This is a genomic window from Neobacillus sp. PS2-9, assembly GCF_030915525.1.
In the GTDB taxonomy this organism is placed as follows: domain Bacteria; phylum Bacillota; class Bacilli; order Bacillales; family Cytobacillaceae; genus Neobacillus.
In genome coordinates, this window is the sequence record NZ_CP133269.1 from 1,441,531 (window position 1) to 1,464,298 (window position 22,768).

22 protein-coding genes, 1 tRNA gene and 1 riboswitch are annotated in these 22,768 nt (G+C 38.8%); of the genes, 22 read left to right on the forward strand and 1 reads right to left on the reverse strand.

The window, feature by feature from the left end; genetic code table 11:
- Nucleotides 1-285: 285 nt before the first annotated feature.
- The 7 genes from RCG25_RS07080 to RCG25_RS07110 all read left to right on the forward strand — a co-directional run bounded on the left by RCG25_RS07080 (nucleotide 286) and on the right by RCG25_RS07110 (nucleotide 7,712).
- Entirely contained in the window at nucleotides 286-870 is a 585-nt protein-coding gene (locus tag RCG25_RS07080) for a fatty acid metabolism transcriptional regulator FadR (RefSeq protein ID WP_308082962.1), read from the forward strand.
- A gap of 21 nt (nucleotides 871-891) precedes the next feature.
- Nucleotides 892-1,665 carry an enoyl-CoA hydratase gene (locus RCG25_RS07085; RefSeq protein ID WP_308082963.1) on the forward strand — a complete coding sequence of 258 codons (774 nt, stop codon included), beginning with the start codon at nucleotides 892-894 and terminating at the stop codon, nucleotides 1,663-1,665.
- 109 nt (nucleotides 1,666-1,774) lie between these two features.
- Nucleotides 1,775-2,548, forward strand: coding sequence for an electron transfer flavoprotein subunit beta/FixA family protein (locus tag RCG25_RS07090; protein ID WP_308082964.1), 774 nt, complete (start codon nucleotides 1,775-1,777; stop codon nucleotides 2,546-2,548).
- A 39-nt stretch (nucleotides 2,549-2,587) separates the two neighbouring features.
- Nucleotides 2,588-3,565, forward strand: coding sequence for an electron transfer flavoprotein subunit alpha/FixB family protein (locus RCG25_RS07095; RefSeq protein WP_308082965.1), 978 nt, complete (start codon nucleotides 2,588-2,590; stop codon nucleotides 3,563-3,565).
- 345 nt (nucleotides 3,566-3,910) lie between these two features.
- Nucleotides 3,911-4,225, forward strand: a complete 315-nt coding sequence (gene trxA / locus RCG25_RS07100; RefSeq protein ID WP_308082966.1) for a thioredoxin — start codon at nucleotides 3,911-3,913, stop codon at nucleotides 4,223-4,225.
- Nucleotides 4,226-4,361: 136 nt separating this feature from the next.
- Nucleotides 4,362-6,134, forward strand: coding sequence for an excinuclease ABC subunit UvrC (gene uvrC, locus RCG25_RS07105; protein WP_308082967.1), 1,773 nt, complete (start codon nucleotides 4,362-4,364; stop codon nucleotides 6,132-6,134).
- A 70-nt stretch (nucleotides 6,135-6,204) separates the two neighbouring features.
- Nucleotides 6,205-6,382: riboswitch (Lysine riboswitch) on the forward strand.
- 115 nt (nucleotides 6,383-6,497) lie between these two features.
- The gene (locus RCG25_RS07110; protein WP_308084119.1) at nucleotides 6,498-7,712 is read left to right on the forward strand and encodes an aspartate kinase; all 1,215 of its coding nucleotides are present in this window, start codon (nucleotides 6,498-6,500) and stop codon (nucleotides 7,710-7,712) included.
- A 48-nt stretch (nucleotides 7,713-7,760) separates the two neighbouring features.
- Here the strand turns inward: RCG25_RS07110 and RCG25_RS07115 are convergent, their stop codons facing one another.
- On the reverse strand, nucleotides 7,761-8,219 hold the full coding sequence (locus RCG25_RS07115) for a YslB family protein (protein ID WP_308082968.1): 459 nt from the start codon (nucleotides 8,217-8,219) through the stop codon (nucleotides 7,761-7,763).
- Between the two features lie 445 nt (nucleotides 8,220-8,664).
- Here RCG25_RS07115 and RCG25_RS07120 point away from each other — a divergent pair, with 445 nt between their 5' ends.
- The 15 genes from RCG25_RS07120 (at nucleotide 8,665) to tig (ending at nucleotide 22,551) form a co-directional block, all read left to right on the forward strand.
- Nucleotides 8,665-9,276 carry a succinate dehydrogenase cytochrome b558 subunit gene (locus tag RCG25_RS07120; RefSeq protein WP_308082969.1) on the forward strand — a complete coding sequence of 204 codons (612 nt, stop codon included), beginning with the start codon at nucleotides 8,665-8,667 and terminating at the stop codon, nucleotides 9,274-9,276.
- A gap of 54 nt (nucleotides 9,277-9,330) precedes the next feature.
- Nucleotides 9,331-11,082, forward strand: a complete 1,752-nt coding sequence (sdhA, locus tag RCG25_RS07125; protein ID WP_308082970.1) for a succinate dehydrogenase flavoprotein subunit — start codon at nucleotides 9,331-9,333, stop codon at nucleotides 11,080-11,082.
- A gap of 21 nt (nucleotides 11,083-11,103) precedes the next feature.
- The gene (sdhB, locus tag RCG25_RS07130; protein ID WP_308082971.1) at nucleotides 11,104-11,865 is read left to right on the forward strand and encodes a succinate dehydrogenase iron-sulfur subunit; all 762 of its coding nucleotides are present in this window, start codon (nucleotides 11,104-11,106) and stop codon (nucleotides 11,863-11,865) included.
- A gap of 306 nt (nucleotides 11,866-12,171) precedes the next feature.
- The gene (locus RCG25_RS07135; RefSeq protein ID WP_308082972.1) at nucleotides 12,172-12,753 is read left to right on the forward strand and encodes a class D sortase; all 582 of its coding nucleotides are present in this window, start codon (nucleotides 12,172-12,174) and stop codon (nucleotides 12,751-12,753) included.
- Between the two features lie 132 nt (nucleotides 12,754-12,885).
- Nucleotides 12,886-13,110 carry a spore germination transcription factor GerE gene (gerE, locus tag RCG25_RS07140; protein ID WP_007087335.1) on the forward strand — a complete coding sequence of 75 codons (225 nt, stop codon included), beginning with the start codon at nucleotides 12,886-12,888 and terminating at the stop codon, nucleotides 13,108-13,110.
- A 382-nt stretch (nucleotides 13,111-13,492) separates the two neighbouring features.
- The gene (locus tag RCG25_RS07145) at nucleotides 13,493-14,962 is read left to right on the forward strand and encodes a PAS domain-containing sensor histidine kinase (protein ID WP_308082973.1); all 1,470 of its coding nucleotides are present in this window, start codon (nucleotides 13,493-13,495) and stop codon (nucleotides 14,960-14,962) included.
- A gap of 152 nt (nucleotides 14,963-15,114) precedes the next feature.
- Entirely contained in the window at nucleotides 15,115-15,564 is a 450-nt protein-coding gene (locus tag RCG25_RS07150; protein WP_308082974.1) for a MarR family winged helix-turn-helix transcriptional regulator, read from the forward strand.
- A 16-nt stretch (nucleotides 15,565-15,580) separates the two neighbouring features.
- Entirely contained in the window at nucleotides 15,581-16,375 is a 795-nt protein-coding gene (racE, locus tag RCG25_RS07155; protein WP_308082975.1) for a glutamate racemase, read from the forward strand.
- A gap of 341 nt (nucleotides 16,376-16,716) precedes the next feature.
- Entirely contained in the window at nucleotides 16,717-17,763 is a 1,047-nt protein-coding gene (locus RCG25_RS07160; RefSeq protein WP_308084120.1) for a GerMN domain-containing protein, read from the forward strand.
- A 120-nt stretch (nucleotides 17,764-17,883) separates the two neighbouring features.
- Nucleotides 17,884-18,639 carry a ribonuclease PH gene (rph, locus tag RCG25_RS07165; protein ID WP_308082976.1) on the forward strand — a complete coding sequence of 252 codons (756 nt, stop codon included), beginning with the start codon at nucleotides 17,884-17,886 and terminating at the stop codon, nucleotides 18,637-18,639.
- 13 nt (nucleotides 18,640-18,652) lie between these two features.
- Nucleotides 18,653-19,264, forward strand: coding sequence for an XTP/dITP diphosphatase (locus tag RCG25_RS07170; RefSeq protein WP_308084121.1), 612 nt, complete (start codon nucleotides 18,653-18,655; stop codon nucleotides 19,262-19,264).
- Nucleotides 19,261-19,779: a metallophosphoesterase family protein gene (locus RCG25_RS07175; RefSeq protein WP_308082977.1), complete on the forward strand. Its 519-nt coding sequence runs from the start codon at nucleotides 19,261-19,263 to the stop codon at nucleotides 19,777-19,779. The genes RCG25_RS07170 and RCG25_RS07175 overlap by 4 nt, the downstream gene beginning before the upstream one ends.
- 107 nt (nucleotides 19,780-19,886) lie before the next feature.
- Nucleotides 19,887-19,963, forward strand: a tRNA-Arg gene (locus tag RCG25_RS07180).
- A gap of 117 nt (nucleotides 19,964-20,080) precedes the next feature.
- Nucleotides 20,081-21,106 carry a tetratricopeptide repeat protein gene (locus RCG25_RS07185; protein ID WP_308082978.1) on the forward strand — a complete coding sequence of 342 codons (1,026 nt, stop codon included), beginning with the start codon at nucleotides 20,081-20,083 and terminating at the stop codon, nucleotides 21,104-21,106.
- 167 nt (nucleotides 21,107-21,273) lie between these two features.
- Nucleotides 21,274-22,551, forward strand: a complete 1,278-nt coding sequence (gene tig / locus RCG25_RS07190; RefSeq protein WP_308082979.1) for a trigger factor — start codon at nucleotides 21,274-21,276, stop codon at nucleotides 22,549-22,551.
- Nucleotides 22,552-22,768 lie beyond the last annotated feature (217 nt).

Consider the following 22,768-nt stretch of genomic DNA (forward strand, 5'->3'; position numbering starts at 1 on the left):
ATCATACTATCATTAAGTTGTTCAACAGTATTTCTTGACAGAAATACATATAATCACTATTATTAAAATATGAATGATGATTCATTCATATTTTTTGATTAAAAGAATGTATAAAATGCGACTTCGAGAATTGTCCAGCTCCAGCGCCTAGCCCCTCGGGTCAAATAACCTTCGGCAATAAAAGTCAAAAGACGGACTTTTCTTGCCGAAGAACATTTGCCTGTCGGGGCTGACCAAGGCGCTTGCGCTTTTCTAATTGCTTAAAGCTTCAAAGGAGGGTTAGACATGAAAAAGAGTAAGCCGAAATATATGCAGATCATTGATGCAGCAGTGATTGCTATTGCTGAAAATGGCTACCATCAAGCACAGGTTTCGAAAATTGCGAAACAGGCTGGGGTAGCAGATGGCACCATTTATCTGTACTTTAAGAACAAAGAAGACATCCTAATCTCTCTCTTTGAAGAAAAAATGGGAAATTTCATTGAAAAAATAGATAACATGATTGCAGGAAAAGGGACGGCGGCAGAGAAATTATTAAAGATGATAGAAGCTCATTTCAGTATGCTCTATGAGGATCATCACTTAGCAATTGTCACGCAGCTAGAGCTCCGTCAATCCAATAAGGAATTGAGACTCCGCATCAACAACGTTCTAAAAGGATATTTAAAGGTAATTGATAAGGTGCTAATTGAAGGCAAAGAAACCGGTGAGTTTTCAAATGACCTTGATATTCGCCTTGCCCGACAAATGATTTTTGGAACGATTGATGAAACGGCAACATCATGGGTAATGAATGAAGAAAAGTATGATTTACTTGCATTGGCATCACCAGTTCATCGGCTTTTAATCAATGGAATTGGAGGCCGGTAAAGTTTAGAGGAGGAGAAATTATTGGAATACTTAAAGTGGTCTAATCAAAATCGTATTGCTACCATTACGATTCAACGTCCTCCGGCAAACGCCCTTTCATCAGGTTTATTAAGGGAACTGTCGGCGGTACTTGACGAAATTGAACCGAACCGTGATATACGTGTTATTGTTATTCATGGTGAAGGACGCTTTTTTTCAGCAGGTGCCGATATTAAGGAATTTACGACAGTTACTTCTTCAGAAGGCTTTGCTAACCTTGGGAAGTTTGGACAAGATTTATTTGATCGCATGGAGAAATTTCCTAAACCTATTATCGCAGCTATTCATGGGGCCGCTCTTGGCGGTGGATTAGAGCTTGCAATGGCATGCCATATCCGCCTTGTCAGTGAGAATGCAAAGCTTGGCTTACCTGAATTACAGCTTGGTCTAATTCCAGGATTTGCAGGGACACAGCGTCTTCCTAAATATGTAGGTGTGGCAAGGGCAGCTGAAATGCTGTTCACTTCTGAGCCTATTACAGGCGTAGAGGCAGTCCAATATGGGCTGGCTAATCATGCGTACCCAGAAAGCGAAGTATTAGAGCAAGCCTACATACTTGCAGAAAAAATTGCTAAGAAAAGTCCTGGCTCCATCAGTGCAACGATTCAATTATTGAATTTTGCCAAGACGGAAGAATTTTATGAAGGTTCACAGAAAGAAGCAGAGCTGTTTGGTCAAGTTTTTGTTTCTAATGATGCAAAAGAAGGGATCCAAGCCTTTCTTGAAAAAAGAGAGCCACATTTTAAAGGTGAATAAAGCTTCTTAAGTTTTGCTTAAGAAGTTTTTATAAAAAAATTTTTTTCTATAAAATTTTCTCAATCTTTAGAACTGAAAAAATGTTTGAATTTTCTTAGGAGGCGAAACCATGAACATTTATGTATTAATGAAAAGAACCTTTGATACAGAGGAAAAGATTACGATTTCAGGCGGCAAAATCAATGAAGACGGTGCAGAATTTATTATCAATCCATACGACGAATATGCGATTGAAGAAGCGATTCAAGTCCGTGATGCAAAGGGTGGAGAAGTGAATGTTATTTCTGTAGGGAATGAAGAAACAGAAAAACAATTGCGTACAGCCCTTGCAATGGGTGCAGATAAAGCTGTTCTAATTAATACTGAAGATGATGTGGAAAACGGTGACCAATTTACAACTGCTAAAATCCTTGCCGAATATCTAAAGGATAAAGAAGTTGATTTAATTATTGGTGGAAATGTGGCTATTGACGGTGGAACAGGACAAGTAGGACCAAGAGTAGCCGAACTCCTCAATATTCCGTATGTAACTACCATTACGAAACTCGAAATTGATGGAACAAATGTGACTGTTACTCGTGACGTTGAAGGTGATTCAGAAGTCATTGAAACAAGCCTTCCACTTTTAGTTACAGCACAACAAGGGCTTAATGAGCCGCGCTATCCATCTTTACCTGGAATTATGAAAGCGAAGAAAAAGCCGCTTGAGGAATTAGAATTAGATGATCTTGATCTTGAAGAAGAGGATGTAGAAGCAAAAACTAAAACAATTGAAATTTATTTGCCGCCTAAAAAAGAGGCTGGAAAGGTCTTAGCTGGCGATTTAAATGATCAGGTTAAAGAACTTGTTCAACTTCTTCATACTGAAGCAAAAGTAATCTAATCGTAACTTCATAAAAATTGTTTTCAGGAGGTAAATGAAATGACTAGAAAAGTATTGGTATTAGGAGAAGTTCGTGACGGATCATTACGTAATGTATCTTTCGAAGCTGTTGCAGCAGCAAAAACAGTTGCAGAGGGCGGAGAAGTTGTTGGTGTATTAGTGGGCGAATCTGTAAGCGCTTTAGGTGCGGAGTTAGTTCAATACGGGGCTGACCGTGTAGTGGTAGTTGAGCATGAGAATTTAAAACAATATTCTTCTGATGGTTATGCTCAAGCCTTATTAGCTGTCATTGATCAAGAGAAGCCTGAAGGATTAGTGTTTGGTCATACTGCATTAGGAAAAGACCTTTCACCAAGGATTGCTGGTAAGCTCTCATCGGGTCTAATCTCCGATGCAACAGCAGTAGAGACAGCGGGTGGAAACATTGTATTTACTAGACCAATTTATTCTGGTAAAGCATTTGAAAAGAAAATTGTAACAGACGGCGTAATTTTTGCTACCGTACGTCCGAACAATATTGCCCCATTAGCAAAAGATGAAAGCAGAAGCGGTGAGGTTTCCTCACTATCTGTGGAAATTAAAGACCTTCGTGCAATTATTAAAGAAGTAGTAAGAAAAGCAAGTGAAGGTGTGGATCTAAGTGAGGCTAAAGTAGTTATTTCTGGCGGCCGTGGTGTGAAAAGTGCAGAAGGATTCAAACCGCTAAAAGAACTTGCTGACGTACTAGGAGGAGCAGTTGGTGCTTCTCGAGGTGCATGTGATGCCGACTATTGTGATTATTCCTTACAAATTGGGCAAACAGGAAAGGTTGTAACTCCCGATCTATACATTGCCTGCGGTATTTCAGGTGCAATCCAGCATTTAGCCGGTATGTCTAACTCGAAAGTGATTGTTGCCATTAACAAGGATCCAGAAGCCAACATTTTCAAAGTGGCAGATTACGGAATCGTTGGTGACCTTTTCGAGGTTGTACCTTTACTAACAGAAGAGTTTAAAAAACTTAAAGTTCACTCATAATAATAAAGTGGAGAGCGAGCGGTCAAAATCCGCTCGCTTTTATCATTATGCTGTGTTAAAGAACATTGTTGATTTTTACACTCTGTTGATTGGAGCGGAAGGAGCGAAGACTCCTGTGGGAGTATGGTTCAGGGGAGACCCCGCAGGCGCTAGCGCCGAGGAGGCTCGCCGAAACACCCACGGAAAGCGAAGCTCCTGGAGCGGAAATCAACTGACTTGGTACAAAGAGAGAATACTTAATGCTTTATGGGGTATATTAGTTGCGAAACATATTATTAGCTTGATATTCCAAACGATGGTATACTTTCGGTAGTAATTCAGTATTCAATAGGAGGTCAATATATAATGGCTATTTCACATTTAACAGATCAAAATTTCTCATCAGAAACAGGTTCAGGTACTGTACTTGTTGATTTCTGGGCACCTTGGTGTGGACCTTGTAAAATGATCGCTCCAGTTCTTGAAGAACTTGATGCAGAAATGGGAGACAAAGTAAAAATCACTAAATTAGATGTAGATGATAACCCACAAACAGCAGCTAATTTTGGCGTTATGAGCATCCCAACCTTATTAGTTTTAAAAAATGGTGAAGTTGTAGATAAAGTAGTCGGCTTCCAACCTAAAGATGCTTTAGCAAGTGTGTTACAAAAGCACGTATAAACCTATAGAAATTAAAACCTTAGCTGGACACGTTCTGGCTAAGGTTTTTTTGTTGATTACAAAACCTCCCACTTTCCTTTATCAACAGATGTGTTAAAATTTTATGGATAGCATAAAAGAAAGAGGAGTGGCCGGAGTGAATGAAAATATTAAACAAAAATTAACCCTGCTGCCTGACCAGCCTGGCTGCTACTTAATGAAAGACCGTCAGGGGACAATTATTTATGTAGGGAAGGCAAAAATATTAAAGAACCGCGTTCGTTCTTATTTTACCGGCTCACACGACGGAAAGACGTTAAGACTTGTTAATGAAATAGAAGACTTTGAGTACATTGTGACCTCATCCAATATAGAAGCTTTGATACTTGAACTAAATCTCATCAAAAAATATGATCCAAAATACAATATCATGCTGAAGGATGACAAAAGCTATCCGTTTATTAAGCTGACAGCAGAGAGACATCCCAAGCTGATTATCACAAGAAAAGTAAAAAAAGATAAAGGCAAATACTTTGGTCCTTACCCTAACGTTGGAGCAGCAAATGAAACAAAGAAACTACTAGACCGTATTTATCCGTTGCGAAAATGTGCGACTCTCCCTGACCGAGTATGTTTATATTACCATTTAGGCCAGTGTCTCGCCCCATGTGTAAACGAAGTTCCTGAGGAACAGTATAAGCAAATGACGGATGAAATTACTCGATTTTTAAATGGCGGATATAAGGAAATAAAAAAAGAACTAACCGAAAAAATGACGGCAGCAGCAGAAGAATTGGATTTTGAAAGAGCAAAAGAGTTCCGTGATAAAATCGTCCACATTGAAACCATCATGGAAAAGCAAAAAATTACCATGACGGATTTCACGGACCGGGATGTGTTTGGTTATGCTGTTGACAAAGGCTGGATGTGTGTACAGGTCTTTTTTGTCCGTCAAGGAAAGCTGATTGAGCGGGATGTTTCCATGTTTCCCATCTACAATGAGCCAGAGGAAGAAATCCTTACGTTTTTAGGACAATTTTATCAAAAAGCCAATCACTTTAAGCCAAAGGAAATCCTGATCCAAGATGAAATTGATTTGAATATGACTGCACAGCTCTTAGAAGTGAAGGTTCTTCAACCGAAAAAGGGACAAAAGAAGGAGCTTGTTAACCTTGCAATCAAAAATGCAAAAATTGCCCTAAATGAAAAGTTTTCATTAATTGAGAAGGATGAAGAACGAACTATTAAGGCAGTAGAAAACCTCGGAAAGCTTCTTGGAATTTATACACCCCATCGGATTGAGTCTTTCGATAACTCTAATATACAAGGGACAGATCCTGTTTCAGCGATGGTTGTGTTTACGGATGGGAAAGCGAATAAGAGAGAATATCGCAAGTATAAAATCAAGTCTGTAAAGGGACCGGATGATTATGAATCGATGAGGGAAGTAACTAGAAGAAGATACTCGAGAGCCTTAAAAGAAAATCTTCCTCTACCGGACCTTATTATTATTGATGGTGGAAAAGGACATGTAGAAACGGTAAGGGATGTTTTAGAAAATGAATTAGGATTAGATATCCCACTATCGGGTCTTGTAAAGGATGAAAAACACCGTACATCGCAATTGTTATACGGCAATCCGTTAGAAATTGTTCCACTTGAACGGAACAGCCAGGAGTTTTATTTACTGCAACGTATTCAAGATGAGGTTCACCGCTTTGCCATTACCTTTCACCGCCAAATACGTGGAAAGAGCGCCTTTCAATCATTGTTGGATGATATCCCGGGGATTGGGGAGAAACGCAAAAAACTATTGCTTAAACAGTTTGGTTCTGTAAAAAAAATGAAGGAAGCCAGTCTGGAGGAATTTACCGACATGGGTATTCCATCAAATGTGGCAGAAGAGTTAATGAAAAAACTTCAAGAATAGTTATTGTCAGAATAAATTGACCATGCTATAATTAGTGAAAATTTAAATTACTATCACTTTATAGTACTAAAGTGAAGGTAGAGGTGCGAGCTTCAAGAGTAATGATTCTGAGAAGGATGAGCTTCAAGGAAGAATCATGAAAGGGGATGTTCGCCGAAGTAAAGAAAGTCTCATTTCTTTCTTTGCTGGTCCTGTATTGAATAAATGCCGGATTGTCAAGACGCAGGTCTTGGAGAGCTATCTTACGTTATTTGTACAGGAATTTATTTTTCGTGTTCAAAAAGCAATGAGATGCCTCTCATTGCTTTTTTATTTATGTTTTGTAGCAAAATAGGTAGAGCATAACTGAAAGAAGGGGAAATGATGGGCTTAGTTGTACAAAAATTCGGGGGAACCTCCGTTGGCAGTGTAGAAAGAATTTTAAATGTAGCAGCCTGTGTAAAAGATGAAACAGAGAGAGGCAATAACGTTGTTGTCGTTGTTTCTGCTATGGGAAAATCCACGGACAAGCTTGTTGGTCTAGCGAAGGAAATTTCCAATCAACCTAATAAACGGGAAATGGATATGCTCCTTTCGACAGGCGAGCAGGTAACCATTGCCTTATTATCTATGGCTTTAAATCAACAAGGTCTACCAGCGGTTTCCTATACAGGCTGGCAAGCGGGAATTGTAACAGAACCTGTCCATGGAAACGCACGAATTTCAACGATCAAGACAGAATCCATTAAAAACCAACTTACAGAAGGCAAGGTTGTTATTGTAGCAGGATTCCAAGGAATAACTGAAGATGGGGAAATCACCACTCTTGGTCGAGGGGGTTCTGATACGACAGCGGTTGCATTAGCAGCGGCGTTAAAAGCAGATAAATGTGATATTTACACGGATGTAACAGGTGTATTTACAACAGATCCAAGATATGTGAAAGAGGCCCGTAAGTTATTATCCGTTTCCTATGACGAAATGCTGGAGCTTGCCAATCTCGGTGCAGGTGTACTGCATCCAAGAGCGGTAGAATTTGCTAAAAATTATCAAGTAAGACTTGAAGTCCGTTCAAGCATGGAGAAAATCGAAGGAACAGTCATTGAGGGGGAAGCAACAATGGAACAAAATTTAGTTGTACGTGGTGTCGCGTTTGAAGATGATATTACAAAGGTTACCGTTTTGGGGTTAACCAATTCCTTAACCAGCCTATCAACGATTTTTACTACTCTTGCTCAAAATCACATTAACGTTGATATTATTATTCAAAGCACAACAGAAGGAGGAACGGCTAATTTATCTTTCTCCATACATACCGATGATTTGTTAGAGACATTAAAGGTATTAGAAGACAATAAAGCTGTACTTGGCTATGAACAACTTGATGCAGAGAATAAACTGGCAAAGGTTTCTATTGTGGGTTCAGGCATGATTTCTAATCCGGGTGTGGCTGCGAAAATGTTTGAAGTTCTTGCTTCAAATGGCATCCAAATCAAAATGGTCAGCACCTCTGAAATTAAAGTGTCTGCTGTGTTAGAAGAGAAGAATATGTTAAAAGCAGTTGAACTCCTCCACCGTGCATTTGAGCTTGGAAATTAACAAAGAAGAGGCTGACTCGTTGGAATGTGAGTCAGCCTCTTTCCGATATTAAATTAGATCTTTCCGATCCCATTTAACAGTAAATTGGACTTTGTTTGCTTTTTTTACAGGGTGTTCAAACGCTTCTGCAATCACTTCTTTTTGTAGTTCAATTTGTTGGGCAAGGAAGCCGGCTTCGAGTTGGAAGAAGTGTTCTGCTTTTGATTTTACACGAGAAACAATGAGTGGGCTTACTAGTTCGAATTCGATTTCATTTTTCGTCTCTTTTATTATTTCAAGCTGTCCCCAAGAAGCATTAGTAAAAAATTCAACTAATGTTTCGTGGTCAGGTAATGGGAACTTTCGTGCAAGACGTTTTCCTGCCCAGTATAAGATTTCAGGAGTGTCTTTGCCTAGGATTTCTGGCAAAAGGTATTCCCTAATGATTTCATACCCAAACATTGAAATGGTTCTTGGTTCTGGCTCTTCATTATCAAAATGTTGATTAACGGCTGTACTTTCTTTCACAAGCTTCCCCTCTTTCTATCATTCTATTATATACAATTTGATTTATTTTTCAGTACTGAATTGCTGAAAATGTGAATAAATCCTTTTGTGAATGATATATTATTTTGGAATATCTTATCTTATTTATCATCATAATTATCTTATCCGTTTAAGGGGAAATACCAACCGTAAGATGTTGGTAATTAAATGTAATAATATGGGTTGTGTGGGTGGCTGAAGCAGCTTTTTTTCTAGAAAAGGTACTATCCTATTATAATATCAATATATTTTAAAAATTTTATTTTTTGATAAAGTTTGTGTATCCGTTTTCTTGACGCTCTATGTCGATGGGAGTAAAATGGACATGTCACATTATTGTCACAGTAGTATTGGGTTAAGTTTCTTTAAGGGGTACATAGAAGAAAGAGCTTAACATCATTTTTTAAAAATTAAGGGGGGTAAATGTATGGCGGGGAATCGAGAGTTTGCTAATCGCAGATTACATTCGCTGCTAGGGGTCATTCCGATTGGAGTGTTTCTTACACAGCATCTTGTAGTCAACCATTTTATCACTGGAGGTCCAGAGTCTTTCAACAAGGCTGCAGGCTTTATGGGAAGTCTACCATTCCGCATTGTCTTAGAAACTGTAATTATTTATTTACCATTGCTTTTTCATGCAATCTATGGACTTTATATTGCTTTTACCGCTAAAAGTAATGTAAAAAGATTTGGTTTCTTTAGGAACTGGATGTTCATGCTTCAACGTGTATCAGGCGTAATCACGCTCATCTTTATTACGTGGCACGTTTGGCAAACACGTGTAGCAGCGGCGTTTGGTGCGGAAGTATCCTATGATATGATGCATAATATTCTTTCATCACCATTTATGTTTGTTTTCTATTTAGTGGGAATCCTTTCGGCTATTTTCCACTTTGCAAACGGACTTTGGTCCTTCTTTGTTAGTTGGGGGATCACAGTATCACCTCGCTCACAAGTTATTTCTACATACGTGACCGTTGGTGTTTTTATTGTTCTTTCTTTTATTGGAATTCAAACACTTATCGCATTTGTTCAATAATCATTTTAAGGTCGGAAAATATAGTATTTTTTGGATTAAGGGAGTGAGTCACGAATGAGTAAAGGTAAAGTGATCGTAGTCGGCGGCGGCTTAGCTGGCTTAATGGCTACCATCAAGGCTGCAGAATCAGGAACTCCGGTAGAGCTTTTTTCTCTTGTTCCGGTTAAACGTTCTCACTCTGTTTGTGCCCAAGGCGGTATTAATGGAGCAGTAAACACAAAAGGTGAAGGGGATTCCCCGTGGATTCACTTTGACGATACGATTTATGGCGGAGACTTTTTAGCGAATCAGCCGCCAGTTAAAGCCATGTGTGATGCAGCACCTGGTATTATCAATTTATTTGACCGGATGGGTGTTATGTTTAACCGTACACCAGAGGGTCTTTTAGACTTCCGCCGTTTTGGAGGAACACAACATCACCGTACAGCTTTTGCTGGTGCGACAACTGGTCAGCAATTGTTATATGCATTAGATGAGCAAGTTCGCCGCCACGAAGTGGACGGATTAGTTACAAAATATGAAGGCTGGGAATTCCTTGGTGCGGTCGTTGACGATGAAGGCGTTTGCCGTGGGATTGTTGCTCAGGACTTAAAAACAATGGAAATTAAATCATTTGCCGCGGATGCAGTCATTATGGCAACCGGTGGACCTGGTATTATTTTCGGTAAGTCAACAAACTCTGTAATAAATACAGGCTCCGCTGCTTCTATTGTTTATCAACAGGGTGCATCTTATGCAAACGGAGAAATGATTCAAATTCATCCAACTGCTATTCCTGGTGATGATAAGCTTCGTTTAATGAGTGAGTCCGCTCGTGGTGAAGGTGGTCGTATTTGGACGTACAAAGACGGAAAACCTTGGTATTTCCTAGAAGAAAAATATCCGGCTTATGGAAACCTTGTTCCACGTGATATTGCGACACGTGAAATCTTTGATGTTTGCGTTAGCCAGAAACTTGGAATTAACGGCGAAAACATGGTTTTCCTTGACTTATCTCATAAGGATCCACATGAGTTAGACGTAAAACTGGGCGGAATCATTGAAATTTATGAAAAGTTCATGGGAGATAATCCACGTAAAGTCCCAATGAAGATTTTCCCAGCTGTTCACTACTCAATGGGTGGACTATGGGTTGATTATGATCAAATGACAAGTATCCCAGGTCTTTTTGCAGCTGGTGAGTGTGATTATTCACAACACGGTGCCAATCGATTAGGTGCAAACTCCTTGCTTTCAGCTGTATACGGAGGAATGGTTGCAGGACCAAATGCAGTTAAATATATCAGCGGCCTTGAGAAGAGTTCTGATGCTGTATCTTCTACTGTTTTTGACCGTCATGTAATGGAACAGGAAGAAAAATGGAATTCAATCATGTCATTGAACGGTACAGAAAATGCCTACATCATTCACAAGGAACTTGGTGAATGGATGACAGATAACGTAACTGTTGTTCGTTACAATGACAAGCTGTTAAAGACAGATCAAAAGATTCAAGAGCTATTAGAGCGCTATCAAAATATTAATATCAATGATACATCGAAATGGAGCAACCAAGGAGCTGCGTTCACTAGACAGTTACAAAATATGCTTCAATTAGCACGTGTTATTACAATCGGAGCGTATAACCGAAATGAGAGCCGTGGTGCTCACTATAAACCAGAATTCCCTGAGCGTAACGATGAAGAGTTTATGAAAACAACAATGGCGAAATTTGTGGATGCTAAATCAGCTCCAGCATTCCATTATGAAGAGATTGACGTATCTTTAATTAAGCCACGGAAACGAGATTACACAACAAAGCATTAATAGAAAGGGGAGTGGATAATAATGTCTGAAAATAAAACAGTTAAGTTTCTAGTTATGCGTCAGGATACCCCGGATGCTACTCCTTACGAGGAGGAATTTGAGGTTCCATATCGTCCAAATATGAACGTCATTTCCGCTTTGATGGAAATTCGTAAGAATCCTGTGAACGCAAAGGGACAAGCCTCTACCCCAATCACTTGGGAAATGAACTGTCTCGAAGAAGTCTGTGGTGCTTGTTCAATGGTTATTAACGGTAAGCCTCGTCAATCCTGTTCGGCATTGATTGATCAATTAGAGCAACCTATCCGTTTAGAGCCAATGAGAACATTCCCAGTTGTGAGGGACCTTGCGGTAGACCGAAGCAGAATGTTTGATGCTTTAAAGAAAGTAAAAGCATGGATTCCTATTGATGGAACATACGATTTAGGACCAGGACCTCGTATGCCGGAGAAAAAGCGTCAGTGGGCATATGAGCTTTCAAAGTGTATGACATGTGGTGTCTGCCTAGAAGCATGTCCAAATGTGAACAGTAAATCTGACTTTATCGGGCCGCAGCCGCTTTCTCAGGTTCGCCTATTTAACGCACATCCTACAGGGGAAATGAATAAGGCTGAGCGTTTAGAAGCGATCATGGGTGAGGGTGGTCTTGCCAACTGTGGTAACTCACAAAACTGTGTTCAATCTTGTCCAAAAGGTATTCCGTTGACTACCTCCATTGCTGCATTGAACCGTGACACCACTTTCCAATCGTTTAGAAACTTCTTCGGAAGTGACCATAGTTAATAAGTTCAAGGTCTCTAGTGCCTATGATTTCAATCTTAAAACCTTCTTTTCTAGTATGAAAAGGAGGTTTTTTCGTACTATAGGAAAGTATAAATTTTTTGACTTCGAGAATGGTCCAGCTCCAGCGCCTAGCCCCTCGGGTCAAATAACCTTCGGCAATAAAAGTCAAAGGGCGGACTTTTCTTGCCGAAGAACATTTGCCTGTCGGGGCTGATCAAGGCGCTTGCGCTTTTCTTATTTTAAATGCGGACGAATACTTTGTTATACTATACATATCATTACCATTAAAAATAGGGAGGGGATTTATTGAAATCAAAACTTCCACTACTCATTATATTAATAGGTGTTATTGTATTAGGAATCGGCATTTGGCAGCTAATTGATGGTAAGCTCCAAACAAATGATTCACTGCAGAAAGCAAAAGAATTAGTTTCAAGGCAGACAGTGAATACACATGAAGGGAAGAAAAACGATAGCCCACCTCCTCAAACGGGAGATACGGTCGGACTATTAACGATTCCCAAAATTAAAGCTGAACTAGCTATTATTGAAGGAACAGACCCGGATGACCTTGAGAAGGGAGTCGGACATTACAAAGGCTCTTTTTACCCTGGTGACGCAGGGCAGATTGTTTTATCAGGGCATAGGGATACGGTATTTCGGCGATTAGGGGAGCTGAAAATTGGTGATTCACTAAAGATGCAAATGCCCTATGGAAATTTCACCTATGAAATTACCCACACTAAAGTTGTTCAATCAAATGATACAAGTATTATCACCTTACAAAAGCAGAAAGAAGAACTAATTTTAACCACCTGCTATCCATTTCGTTATATAGGAAATGCGCCAAAACGATATATCATTTATGCGAAGCTTACAGGTTCCTAATTGTTAGGGCCTTTTTTTTATTTTCTCATAAGAAAAAAAGTCACTACATTTGTATCGTTCACATAAGATATGGTGACTAAATATATACCCACCCCGTGTTCATAACTGGCGAGGCAAGGAGGGTTACATTACTTGAAGGAGAATGATTATAATCACAAGCCGTTACTCACCAAACGTGAAAGAGAAGTATTCGAATTACTAGTACAAGACAAAACAACGAAAGAAATCGCTGGTGAATTATTTATAAGCGAAAAAACGGTTCGAAATCACATATCAAATGCCATGCAAAAGCTTGGTGTTAAGGGGCGTTCACAAGCAGTTGTAGAGCTCCTTCGAATGGGAGAGCTAGAACTTTAAATATGACCGGCGTCCGTTTAGGAGGCCGGTTCATATGTCTCAGACCATAAAAGAGCTATAGTTTTTACCAATGTTTGATTTAATGATTGGTAATGTAAATATAGAATAAGTAAATGGAAAAATGTTCAAAAAATATTGAAAAAATAATTAGTTAAATTTACAATGAAATTAGGATAAAAGATTCAATACCTTTATCTTAATTAGGGGCAAATTGCAATTTTAACTAGATAAGATTGATTGTTCTTTTCAGCTTCAAAAGCGAAAGAGTGGACTTGAATTAGACAAAAACTATTGTTCTAAAAGCAAGCCAAGATGGGAATAAATCCATCTTGGCTTTTTATATAATGACTGGTGACTACGGGAAAGGAACTGATAAAGAGAGATGAATGGTTCTGTAGAAGCAATTAAGAGTGAAAAGAAACTGTTATTAAGACATTTTTTAGATGACAATCTAAGCAGATTTGAAACCTTGTTTGCTTGTAATCCAGATAGTATTTTTACCATGGACTTAGAAGGACATATTGTTCAAGTGAATCCTGCATTTGAAAGCTTAACAGAATTCTCAGAGGAAGAGTCTTTGCAATTGAAACTCCAATTTCTTTTTCCAATCGAAGATATGAATAAAATATTTCACCATTTTCATAAAGCTTCTTTCGGCGAATTTCAAAATTTTGATTGTAGGATACAAAATAAAGCAGGAAAGCTCATTGATTTGAATGTCACACAAATTCCTATTAGTGTTAATAACCAAATAGTAGGCGTCTCTGCGGTTGCAAAAGATATAACCCATTTAAAAAGAAAAAAAGAAGAAGCTAGAAAAGTAGAAGTCATGCATCATATATTGACTGATAATGTACTCGATATCATTATTAGTACCAATTTATCGGGCGAAATTCTTTATGTTTCCCCCTCCAGTGAGCATATCCTTGGATATTCATCTGAAGAATTATACAGAAAAAATATTTTTTCATTCATACATACGGATGACGCTGTTCGTGCTTTTCAGGATCGCAAAAATGTTTTGAATGAACATATAAATGGAAGAGGCTCCTATCGTATTGCCAAAAAGAATGGAGAGTATATTTGGGTTGAAATTCTTTGCAAACCAGTTATTGACCCCGATACCCATCTTGTTTTAGAAATAGTCAGTGTCATAAGAGATATAACAGAGCAGATCAACACAAAGGAGCTCTTACTAAACTCGGAAAAATTAAGCGTTGCAGGACAGTTGGCTGCGGGGATTGCACACGAGGTTCGGAATCCACTTACTGCAATTAAAGGCTTTCTACAGCTAATGGAAAATCAATTAGATAATAAGACATACTTTACTATTATCCAATCTGAAATCGATCGGATTGAGCTCATTTTAAGCGAATTATTGGTACTAGCTAAGCCTCAAGACTTGAAATTTGAAGTAGAGAATATCATTACACTTATGGAAAACGTAAAGACCTTAATAAATACGCAAGCCATTATGAATGGAGTTCAAATAGAAACCATTTATGACAGTGATAGCTTTAGCATTCGCTGTGATAGAAACCAGTTAAAACAAGTGTTCATTAATATCTTGAAGAACTCTATCGATGCGATGCCAAAAGGTGGAGTGATTACCGTTGGAATGAAACAGCACAGTGAGGGTAAGGTCAAGATTATTTTTAAGGATACAGGGTGTGGCATGCCACAGCATATTTTAAAGAGAATTGGAGAACCCTTCTTTACAACTAAAGAAAGCGGTACAGGTTTAGGGATTATGATTTCAAAGCAAATTGTTGAAAATCATCATGGCAGTGTTCATTTTTGGAGTGATAAAAAGGGAACAATTGTTGAACTTATTCTGCCTGTAGAAAGTTAGTATGCTAAGTCGGCATCCGTTTTTCTTACTTAAGTCTTGAATTTTTTGCGAAAAAAGTAGAAAATAAGTACAAGCTTGAGACGTTCATCGTGGCATAAGGGCTTTAATGAAAAGTCTTGAGGAGAAGCCTACTAATAGGAGTGTATAAATAGATGAAACTCGAAAATTCACAAAAGGTGAATGGGGACGTAGTAGCAAACATTGAAAAGGATTTAAGGTATATTTCCGGTATTATCAAACAAAAAGGTAGAGAAATGCTGGGTAATTATAAGATTACTCCGCCCCAATTTGTTGCATTACAATGGCTCTTTGAAGACGGTGACATGACCATCGGTGAGCTTTCTAATAAAATGTATTTGGCGTGCAGTACAACCACGGATTTGGTCGATCGCATGGAGAAGAATTTGCTTGTGGAACGAGTAAAGGACCCAAGTGACCGCCGCGTGGTTAGAATTCATTTATTAGAAGAAGGAAAGCGAATTATCGATGAGGTGATTAAAAAACGTCAGGTATATCTAGAGGAAATTTTAATTGATTTCACTTCAGAAGAAATCCTTCTTCTTCAACAGAGTTTAAAGAAATTACATCAAGAAATGCGTTAAGAATGAGGCGAGAAGTTTGAAGCAACCAATAGGTGTCATTGATTCAGGTGTCGGAGGATTAACCGTTGCCAAAGAGGTAATGAGGCAGCTTCCAAATGAAAAAATCATCTATTTAGGTGATACCGCACGCTGCCCCTATGGTCCAAGGACAACCAAAGAGGTAAAGAGATTTACATGGGAGATGACCCGTTTCTTATTAGAAAAAAACATCAAAATGCTTGTTATTGCTTGTAATACAGCAACCGCTGCAGCTCTGGAAGACATTCGTAAGGAACTTTCCATTCCTGTAGTCGGAGTCATTAATCCAGGAGCACGTGCTGCAATTAAACGAACAAAGAATTATCGGGTTGGAATGATTGGTACAGAAGTAACGGTTAAGAGCGGTGCATATGAAAAGGCGTTGAAATCGCTGAATAGCCGGATTTTTGTAAAGGGACATGCGTGTCCGAAATTTGTCCCGCTTGTTGAGAGTGGGGAATATGATGGCCCGATAGCTGAAAAAATTGTGAACGAGTCGTTAAAACCCATGCTGCAGCAAAACTTAGATACGCTTATTTTAGGCTGTACGCACTATCCATTACTTGAACCACTCATTAAAAAGACGATGGGTACTGAAGTGAATGTGATTAGTTCTGGTGATGAAACGGCACGTGAAATCAGTGCCATCCTCGAATATAATGGTTTGCTAGAGACCTGTGAGGAAGAGCCTGAACATGAGTTTTACACGACTGGTTCAAGAAGGATCTTTTCGAAAATTGCTTCACAATGGCTGGGATTTCCTATTAATCCTGTTAATAAAATTAAACTCTAATTAGAAGAGGCTGTCTCAAAAGGCAGCCTCTTCTTTGTTTTTTGGCGCTTTTAAAGTTGCCTGTTGATTTCCTCTCCAGGCTCTTCGCTTTCCGTGGGCGTTTCGGCGAGCCTCCTCGGCGCTTGCGCCTGCGGGGTCTCCCCTGAACCGTACTCCCACAGGAGTCTTCGAGCCTTCCGCTCCAATCAACAGGGTATAAAAATTAACATTGTTCTTTAACACAGCCTACTTTCTAAAAAAATTTTTTAATAGAAAAGTTCTATTTTTCTTTCATAAGGCGGTCTAATTTCTGACAAGGCTCGTATACATGTTAGTACAAACTGTCTTAGGGGGGAATTATGATGTCTAATAATAAAGCAAAAATTATTGGTTTAACTGTTCTTACTTCAACCGTTCTACTTTCTGGCTGTGGCTTGTTTGGGACCGAAACACAAAAGAAAATCGACCCGCCAAAAACTGTCGTGGAAAACAAGACAAGTAAAGAAACAACTGCAGCTAAAAAAGAAAATGCGGAAAATGTCGTAAAGACAGAATTATACTTAATTGATAAAAATGGCTATGTGGTACCACAGACCCTAGCTTTGCCGAAAACATCTTCCGTAGCTAAACAAGCATTAGAATACCTAGTGGCCAATGGACCTGTTTCCGAACTGCTTCCTAATGATTTTAGAGCTGTCCTGCCAGAGGATACCGAGCTATCTGTTGATATTAATAAAGAAGGTGTCGCTACAGTCAACTTCTCGAAGGAATTTAAAAATTATCAGCCAGAGGATGAGATGAAAATTCTTCAGTCCGTAACATGGACACTAACTCAATTTGATAATGTGAAATCAGTCAAACTTAAGATGAATGGTCATGACTTAACGGAAATGCCTGTAAATGGAACACCAATCAGTGAAAATCTTTCAAGAGCAACAGGTATTAACTACGATACAACGGATGTAGTAGATATCACGAATACAAAGCCTGTAACCGTCTATTATATTGGTGGAGAAGAGGGCTCTTACTACTATGTTCCAGTTACTCGCAGGGTGAGTGCGAGCGAGTCAAATAATATCGTTGCAGTGGTGAATGAGTTAATAAAAGGGCCTAGTGAAAAATCAAACCTTGTTTCAGAATTTATGCCAGATGTAAAGCTTCTTGAGGCTCCTAAATACGAGGATGGAAAAGTTACCTTAAACTTTAATGAGAATATTTATGGCAGCTTTGAAGAAAAGGTAATCTCTCAACATCTACTAGATGCACTGGTTCTTTCCTTAACGGAACAAACAGGCGTTGAGAAGGTTGCTGTCCAAGTAAAAGGAAAAGCTGAGTTAAAAAATGATAAAGGGAAAAAATTGACTGAGCCGGTAACTCGACCAGAAAAAGTCAACACAGGTAGTTTTTAAAAAAAGTTTTTTGTTATACTATATAGTGACAATGAAAGAGGTTGGCTAGAAGGCCGCCTCTTCTTTATTTGGAATAATAAACATGAAGTAATGCTTTACGAAATGAAGGAGGAAGTACAAGTGCGAGTGGATGGAAGAGAACCATTACAGCTAAGACCAATACATATTGAAACCAATTATTTAATGCATCCTGAAGGTTCTGTCCTTATTTCTGTTGGGAATACAAAGGTGATTTGTACAGCCAGTATTGAAGAGAGAGTCCCTCATTTTATGAGAGGGGAAGGAAAGGGCTGGATTACCGCAGAGTACTCAATGCTTCCTAGAGCGACAGAGACTAGAAACATTCGAGAATCATCAAAAGGAAAAGTGTCCGGCCGTACGATGGAGATTCAACGCTTAATAGGCCGTGCGCTGAGAGCGATTGTAGATCTTTCAGCTCTAGGAGAAAGAACGGTTTGGATAGATTGTGACGTGATTCAAGCAGATGGAGGCACACGTACAGCCTCCATTACTGGTGCGTTTGTCGCGATGACGATTGCTCTTAACAAACTTGCAGAGAAAAAGTCACTTTCAAAGTTTCCAATTACAGATTATTTAGCTGCAACTAGTGTAGGAATCTTGCAAAATAAACAAATTGTACTGGATTTAAACTACGCGGAAGATTCCCAAGCTGAGGTCGATATGAATGTTGTCATGACAGGAGCCGGTGAATTTGTTGAATTACAGGGAACGGGAGAGGAATCGACGTTCTCTTATGAACAGCTTCAAGGACTGCTTTCAGCGGCTCAGGAAGGGCTAATGGAGCTATTTGAACAGCAAAAAGCTGCTTTGGGTGAGATCATTACGAAGAAAATTGAAGCACGTAGAAAAAAATAAGAGGGGAACCATGATGAAAGAAGTTATTATTGCTACTAAAAATTCTGGGAAGGCCAGAGAATTTGAACATATTTTTGCATCAAGAGGTATTGAGGTCAAAACATTGCTAGATTTTCCAGAGATTCCAGAGGTGGAAGAAACCGGCACTACGTTTGAAGAAAACGCCATTTTAAAAGCCGAGGCAGTCTCTAAAGCCTTAAATAAAATGGTCATTGGTGATGATTCTGGTTTGATTGTTGATGCTCTTGAAGGAAGGCCGGGAATCTATTCTGCCCGTTATGCAGGGGAACCGAAGAATGATCAGAATAATACCGAAAAAGTGTTAGCTGAATTAAAAAATGTCCCTGATCAAACCAGGACAGCCAGATTTTACTGTGCATTGGCTGTTGCCGTACCAGGTCAAAAAACGATGACGGTGTCAGGCACCTGTGAAGGTCGTATACTTAATGAACCTAGAGGGGTAAATGGGTTTGGATATGACCCGGTGTTTTATGTGCCGGAGAAAGGTCTTGCTATGGCCGAGTTATCTGCTGATGTGAAAAATAAAATCAGCCATCGTGCAAATGCGTTGAAAAAGCTCGATGTATTGCTTGATTCTATATTAGAAAGCCCTGAACAGTCATGAGCAAGGTTTTAATTGTCAGTGATAGTCACGGGTTAACTAAAGAGCTCGAAATCATTAGAGAAAGGCATTTAAGCGACGTAGATGTTATGATTCACTGCGGAGATTCACAGTTAATGCCTGATGACCGGGCGATATCCGGCTATGTAACTGTGATGGGAAATTGTGATTTTGGTGGTGGCTTTCCGTTAGAGACGGTATTAGAGACTGCTGGACATAAATTTTTTGTTACACATGGGCATCGATACTCTGTCAAAACTTCATTGATGAGTTTAAAATACAAGGCACAAGAAGTGGATGCGGACATCGTCTGTTTTGGTCATTCCCATGTATTAGGTGCAGAAGAAATCGGTGGAACATTATTTTTAAATCCTGGAAGCATACGCCTCCCTCGTGAGCGGTTGGAAAAAACCTATGTGATCCTGGATTTGAAGGATGAGAAAGTGAAAATGTCCGTATACGAGGTCAATGGTCACGAATTAACAGATTTAGCTTGTGAATTCAATCTACGAAGATAAGGGGGAACCTTTCCCCCATTTATTTTATTGAAAAAATAAAAGGAAGTGTGTTGACATTTTAATAGTAGGATAATATAATAAATCTTGTCTTAAAGAACAATTAATATGTCCCAGTAGCTCAGCCGGATAGAGCATACGCCTTCTAAGCGTACGGTCGGGAGTTCGAATCTCTCCTGGGACGCCATTTTCTTGTAAGAAGTAACTACATACCAATCATATAACTCACCAGCGCTGGTGAGTTTTTTTTATGTTCTAATTATGCTACACTAATGTCCAACAATAATCTGAAGGACGGTATACTATGAAAAAACGGGAACAAGCCAAAAGAAAAGATAATATCATTTACTTTCCCGGACTAGAAAAAAGGTTAACAGATAAAGGGTTGGAAAGCCTTGAAAAGAAAAAATTTAAAGAAGCCATCACTCTTTTAGAAGAAGCTAAAGAACTTGACCCGGATAACGATAATATATTAATTGGGCTAGTGCTCGCTTATTTTGAAGCAGGCTCTTTCAAGAACGCCAAGGTACTTGCGAAGGAGATGCTGCTTAAGGGAATTGGTGAATATTTTCAGTTAGTTGATTTGTATTTGACTGTGTTGATTCAGTTGCATGAATACCATGAGATTGTCTCTACTATTGAGGCTCTCTTTGAAGAAAAGGAAATTCCGACAGAAAAACATGATCACTTCTTAACCATCCTTCAATTCAGCCGAAGGATGGCGGAAAATCGTCAGGCACCAGAAGAAAAAAACGTGTCCGAGGAAGCCAATGCAAAAGAGCTTAATCTATTAAAAATCAATAACTTAAACGATCAGCTACTTCTTATTTCAGGCTTAGCGGAAAAAAACATTCGCCCCTATATAAATGAAATTGCTGATTATTTAAAAGTAGAAACAGGGCATCCGTTTCTTAAAACAATGCTATTAACTCTTTTAAAAGAGCAAGAAATAGATAGAGAATTTGTGATAAAGAAATTTACGAGTGAACAAAGCTTCCACCCAGTCAACCTACCTGAAGTAAGGGTTCACCCGAAAATGAAAAGGGTAAAGGAACTACTAGAAGCACAGTTAGAGAGCAGTGATCCTATACTATTTGAACACACCATCGGGATGGTAGAACGAACCTTTTTTATCACTTATCCATTTGATTTCCAACCGGAGAAACCAAATGCTTGGGCGGCAGCCTTTCATTTAGTAGCTGAAAATTATTTGGGGATGGATGGAAAAGTTGAGAGGCTATCAAGTGATTATCAAATTCCAATAGAAGAAATTGAGCAGGCGAGGGTTCAAATAGAGGAAATTGAGAAAATTTCTTATCCTAATATATAGGCTTCGCTGTTGAAAGAAAACAATCCTGTGTTATAATGTAGGGGTTGCATTGTGTAAAAAACTATATTTTACATTTAAAAATGGAAGATTGGCTTGATGGACAAGACAATTTCCGACTCAATTCGTTACGAATGATATGAGAATAGATTTGTTGGAGGGAAAAAGGTATGACAGTAAAATGGGAAAAATTAGAAGGAAACCAAGGCGTCCTTACAGTTGAAGTAAGTGCTGAAGAGGTAACAAAAGGTCTAGACGCAGCATTCCAAAAGGTTGTTAAAACAGTAAGCGTTCCAGGCTTCCGTAAAGGTAAAATGCCTCGTGGAATGTTTGAAAAGCGCTTTGGCGTAGAAGCACTTTATCAAGATGCATTAGATTTCATTCTTCCAGAAGCATATGGAAAGGCAATCGATGAAACTGGAATCGAGCCAGTTGATCGTCCTGAAATCGATATCGAGCAAATGGAAAAAGGCAAAGAGCTTATCTTCAAGGCAACTGTTACAGTAAAGCCAGAAGTGAAATTAGGCGAATACAAAGGCCTTGAAGTTGAAGAATTAGATGCTAACGTAACGGATGAAGACGTTGCAAACGAATTAAAAACTCTTCAAGAACGTCAAGCTGAGTTAGTTGTTAAAGAAGAAGGAACTGCTGAAAACGGTGATACAGTTGTTATCGATTTCGAAGGATTCGTTGATGGCGAAGCTTTCGAAGGTGGAAAAGCTGAAAACCACTCATTAGAATTAGGTACTGGATCTTTCATCCCTGGTTTTGAAGAGCAATTAGTTGGAGTAAAAGCTGGTGAATCTAAAGATGTTGAAGTAACATTCCCTGAAGAATACCATGCTGCTGAGCTTGCTGGTAAACCTGCTGTATTCAAAGTGACTGTTCACGAAATTAAAGGAAAAGAACTTCCTGCTTTAGATGACGAGTTTGCTAAAGATGTAGATGATGAAGTTGAAACATTAGATGCTCTTAAAGAAAAAATCAACACTCGTTTAGTAGATAGCAAAAAGCATGAAGCAGAGCACCACCTACGTGATACTGTAGTTGAAAAAGCTGCTGAAAATGCTGAAGTTGAAATTCCAGAAGTTATGGTTACAAATGAAGTAAACCGCATGCTTCAAGAGTTTGAACAACGTTTACAAATGCAAGGTATGAACCTTGAGCTTTACTTCCAATTCTCTGGTCAAGACGAAAATGCATTACGTGAGCAAATGAAGGAAGAAGCACAATCCCGCGTAAAAGTGAACTTAACTTTAGAAGCGATTGCTAAAGCTGAAAACCTTGAAGTAACTGACGAAGATGTAGAAGCTGAACTAGAAAAAATGGCTGGTATGTACAACATGACAGTTGATATGATTAAACAAGCTCTTGGCGGTTCTGAAGGTATTAAAACTGACCTTAAACTTAAAAAAGCTGTTGATTTTCTTGTTGAAAACAAGAAATAAATTTTAACCATTTAAAAAACAAGGTGCGATTTTTATCGTGCCTTGTTTTATACATTTTTCTCATTACATATTATAATAAGGACAGGGAAACCTGTTTATTATCCTGTTAAGTTCCTCAGCAGGGAATAATTTTTATTCTTCTATGGGCAGGAAATAGAGTAAACGAAGGCGAATAATTAATTTCCAAATAGTTTTAAGACTTAATTTTAAAAAATAT

Bases quoted from the DNA above. Each gene is read 5' to 3' on its own strand.
- RCG25_RS07080 (WP_308082962.1), top strand. From the start codon at position 286: ATGAAAAAGAGTAAGCCGAAATATATGCAGATCATTGATGCAGCAGTG.
- RCG25_RS07090 (WP_308082964.1), top strand. From the start codon at position 1,775: ATGAACATTTATGTATTAATGAAAAGAACCTTTGATACAGAGGAAAAG.
- RCG25_RS07095 (WP_308082965.1), top strand. From the start codon at position 2,588: ATGACTAGAAAAGTATTGGTATTAGGAGAAGTTCGTGACGGATCATTA.
- trxA (WP_308082966.1), top strand. From the start codon at position 3,911: ATGGCTATTTCACATTTAACAGATCAAAATTTCTCATCAGAAACAGGT.
- RCG25_RS07110 (WP_308084119.1), top strand. From the start codon at position 6,498: ATGGGCTTAGTTGTACAAAAATTCGGGGGAACCTCCGTTGGCAGTGTA.
- RCG25_RS07120 (WP_308082969.1), top strand. From the start codon at position 8,665: ATGGCGGGGAATCGAGAGTTTGCTAATCGCAGATTACATTCGCTGCTA.
- sdhA (WP_308082970.1), top strand. From the start codon at position 9,331: ATGAGTAAAGGTAAAGTGATCGTAGTCGGCGGCGGCTTAGCTGGCTTA.
- sdhB (WP_308082971.1), top strand. From the start codon at position 11,104: ATGTCTGAAAATAAAACAGTTAAGTTTCTAGTTATGCGTCAGGATACC.
- RCG25_RS07145 (WP_308082973.1), top strand. From the start codon at position 13,493: ATGAATGGTTCTGTAGAAGCAATTAAGAGTGAAAAGAAACTGTTATTA.
- RCG25_RS07150 (WP_308082974.1), top strand. From the start codon at position 15,115: ATGAAACTCGAAAATTCACAAAAGGTGAATGGGGACGTAGTAGCAAAC.
- RCG25_RS07160 (WP_308084120.1), top strand. From the start codon at position 16,717: ATGTCTAATAATAAAGCAAAAATTATTGGTTTAACTGTTCTTACTTCA.
- RCG25_RS07170 (WP_308084121.1), top strand. From the start codon at position 18,653: ATGAAAGAAGTTATTATTGCTACTAAAAATTCTGGGAAGGCCAGAGAA.
- RCG25_RS07175 (WP_308082977.1), top strand. From the start codon at position 19,261: ATGAGCAAGGTTTTAATTGTCAGTGATAGTCACGGGTTAACTAAAGAG.
- RCG25_RS07185 (WP_308082978.1), top strand. From the start codon at position 20,081: ATGAAAAAACGGGAACAAGCCAAAAGAAAAGATAATATCATTTACTTT.
- tig (WP_308082979.1), top strand. From the start codon at position 21,274: ATGACAGTAAAATGGGAAAAATTAGAAGGAAACCAAGGCGTCCTTACA.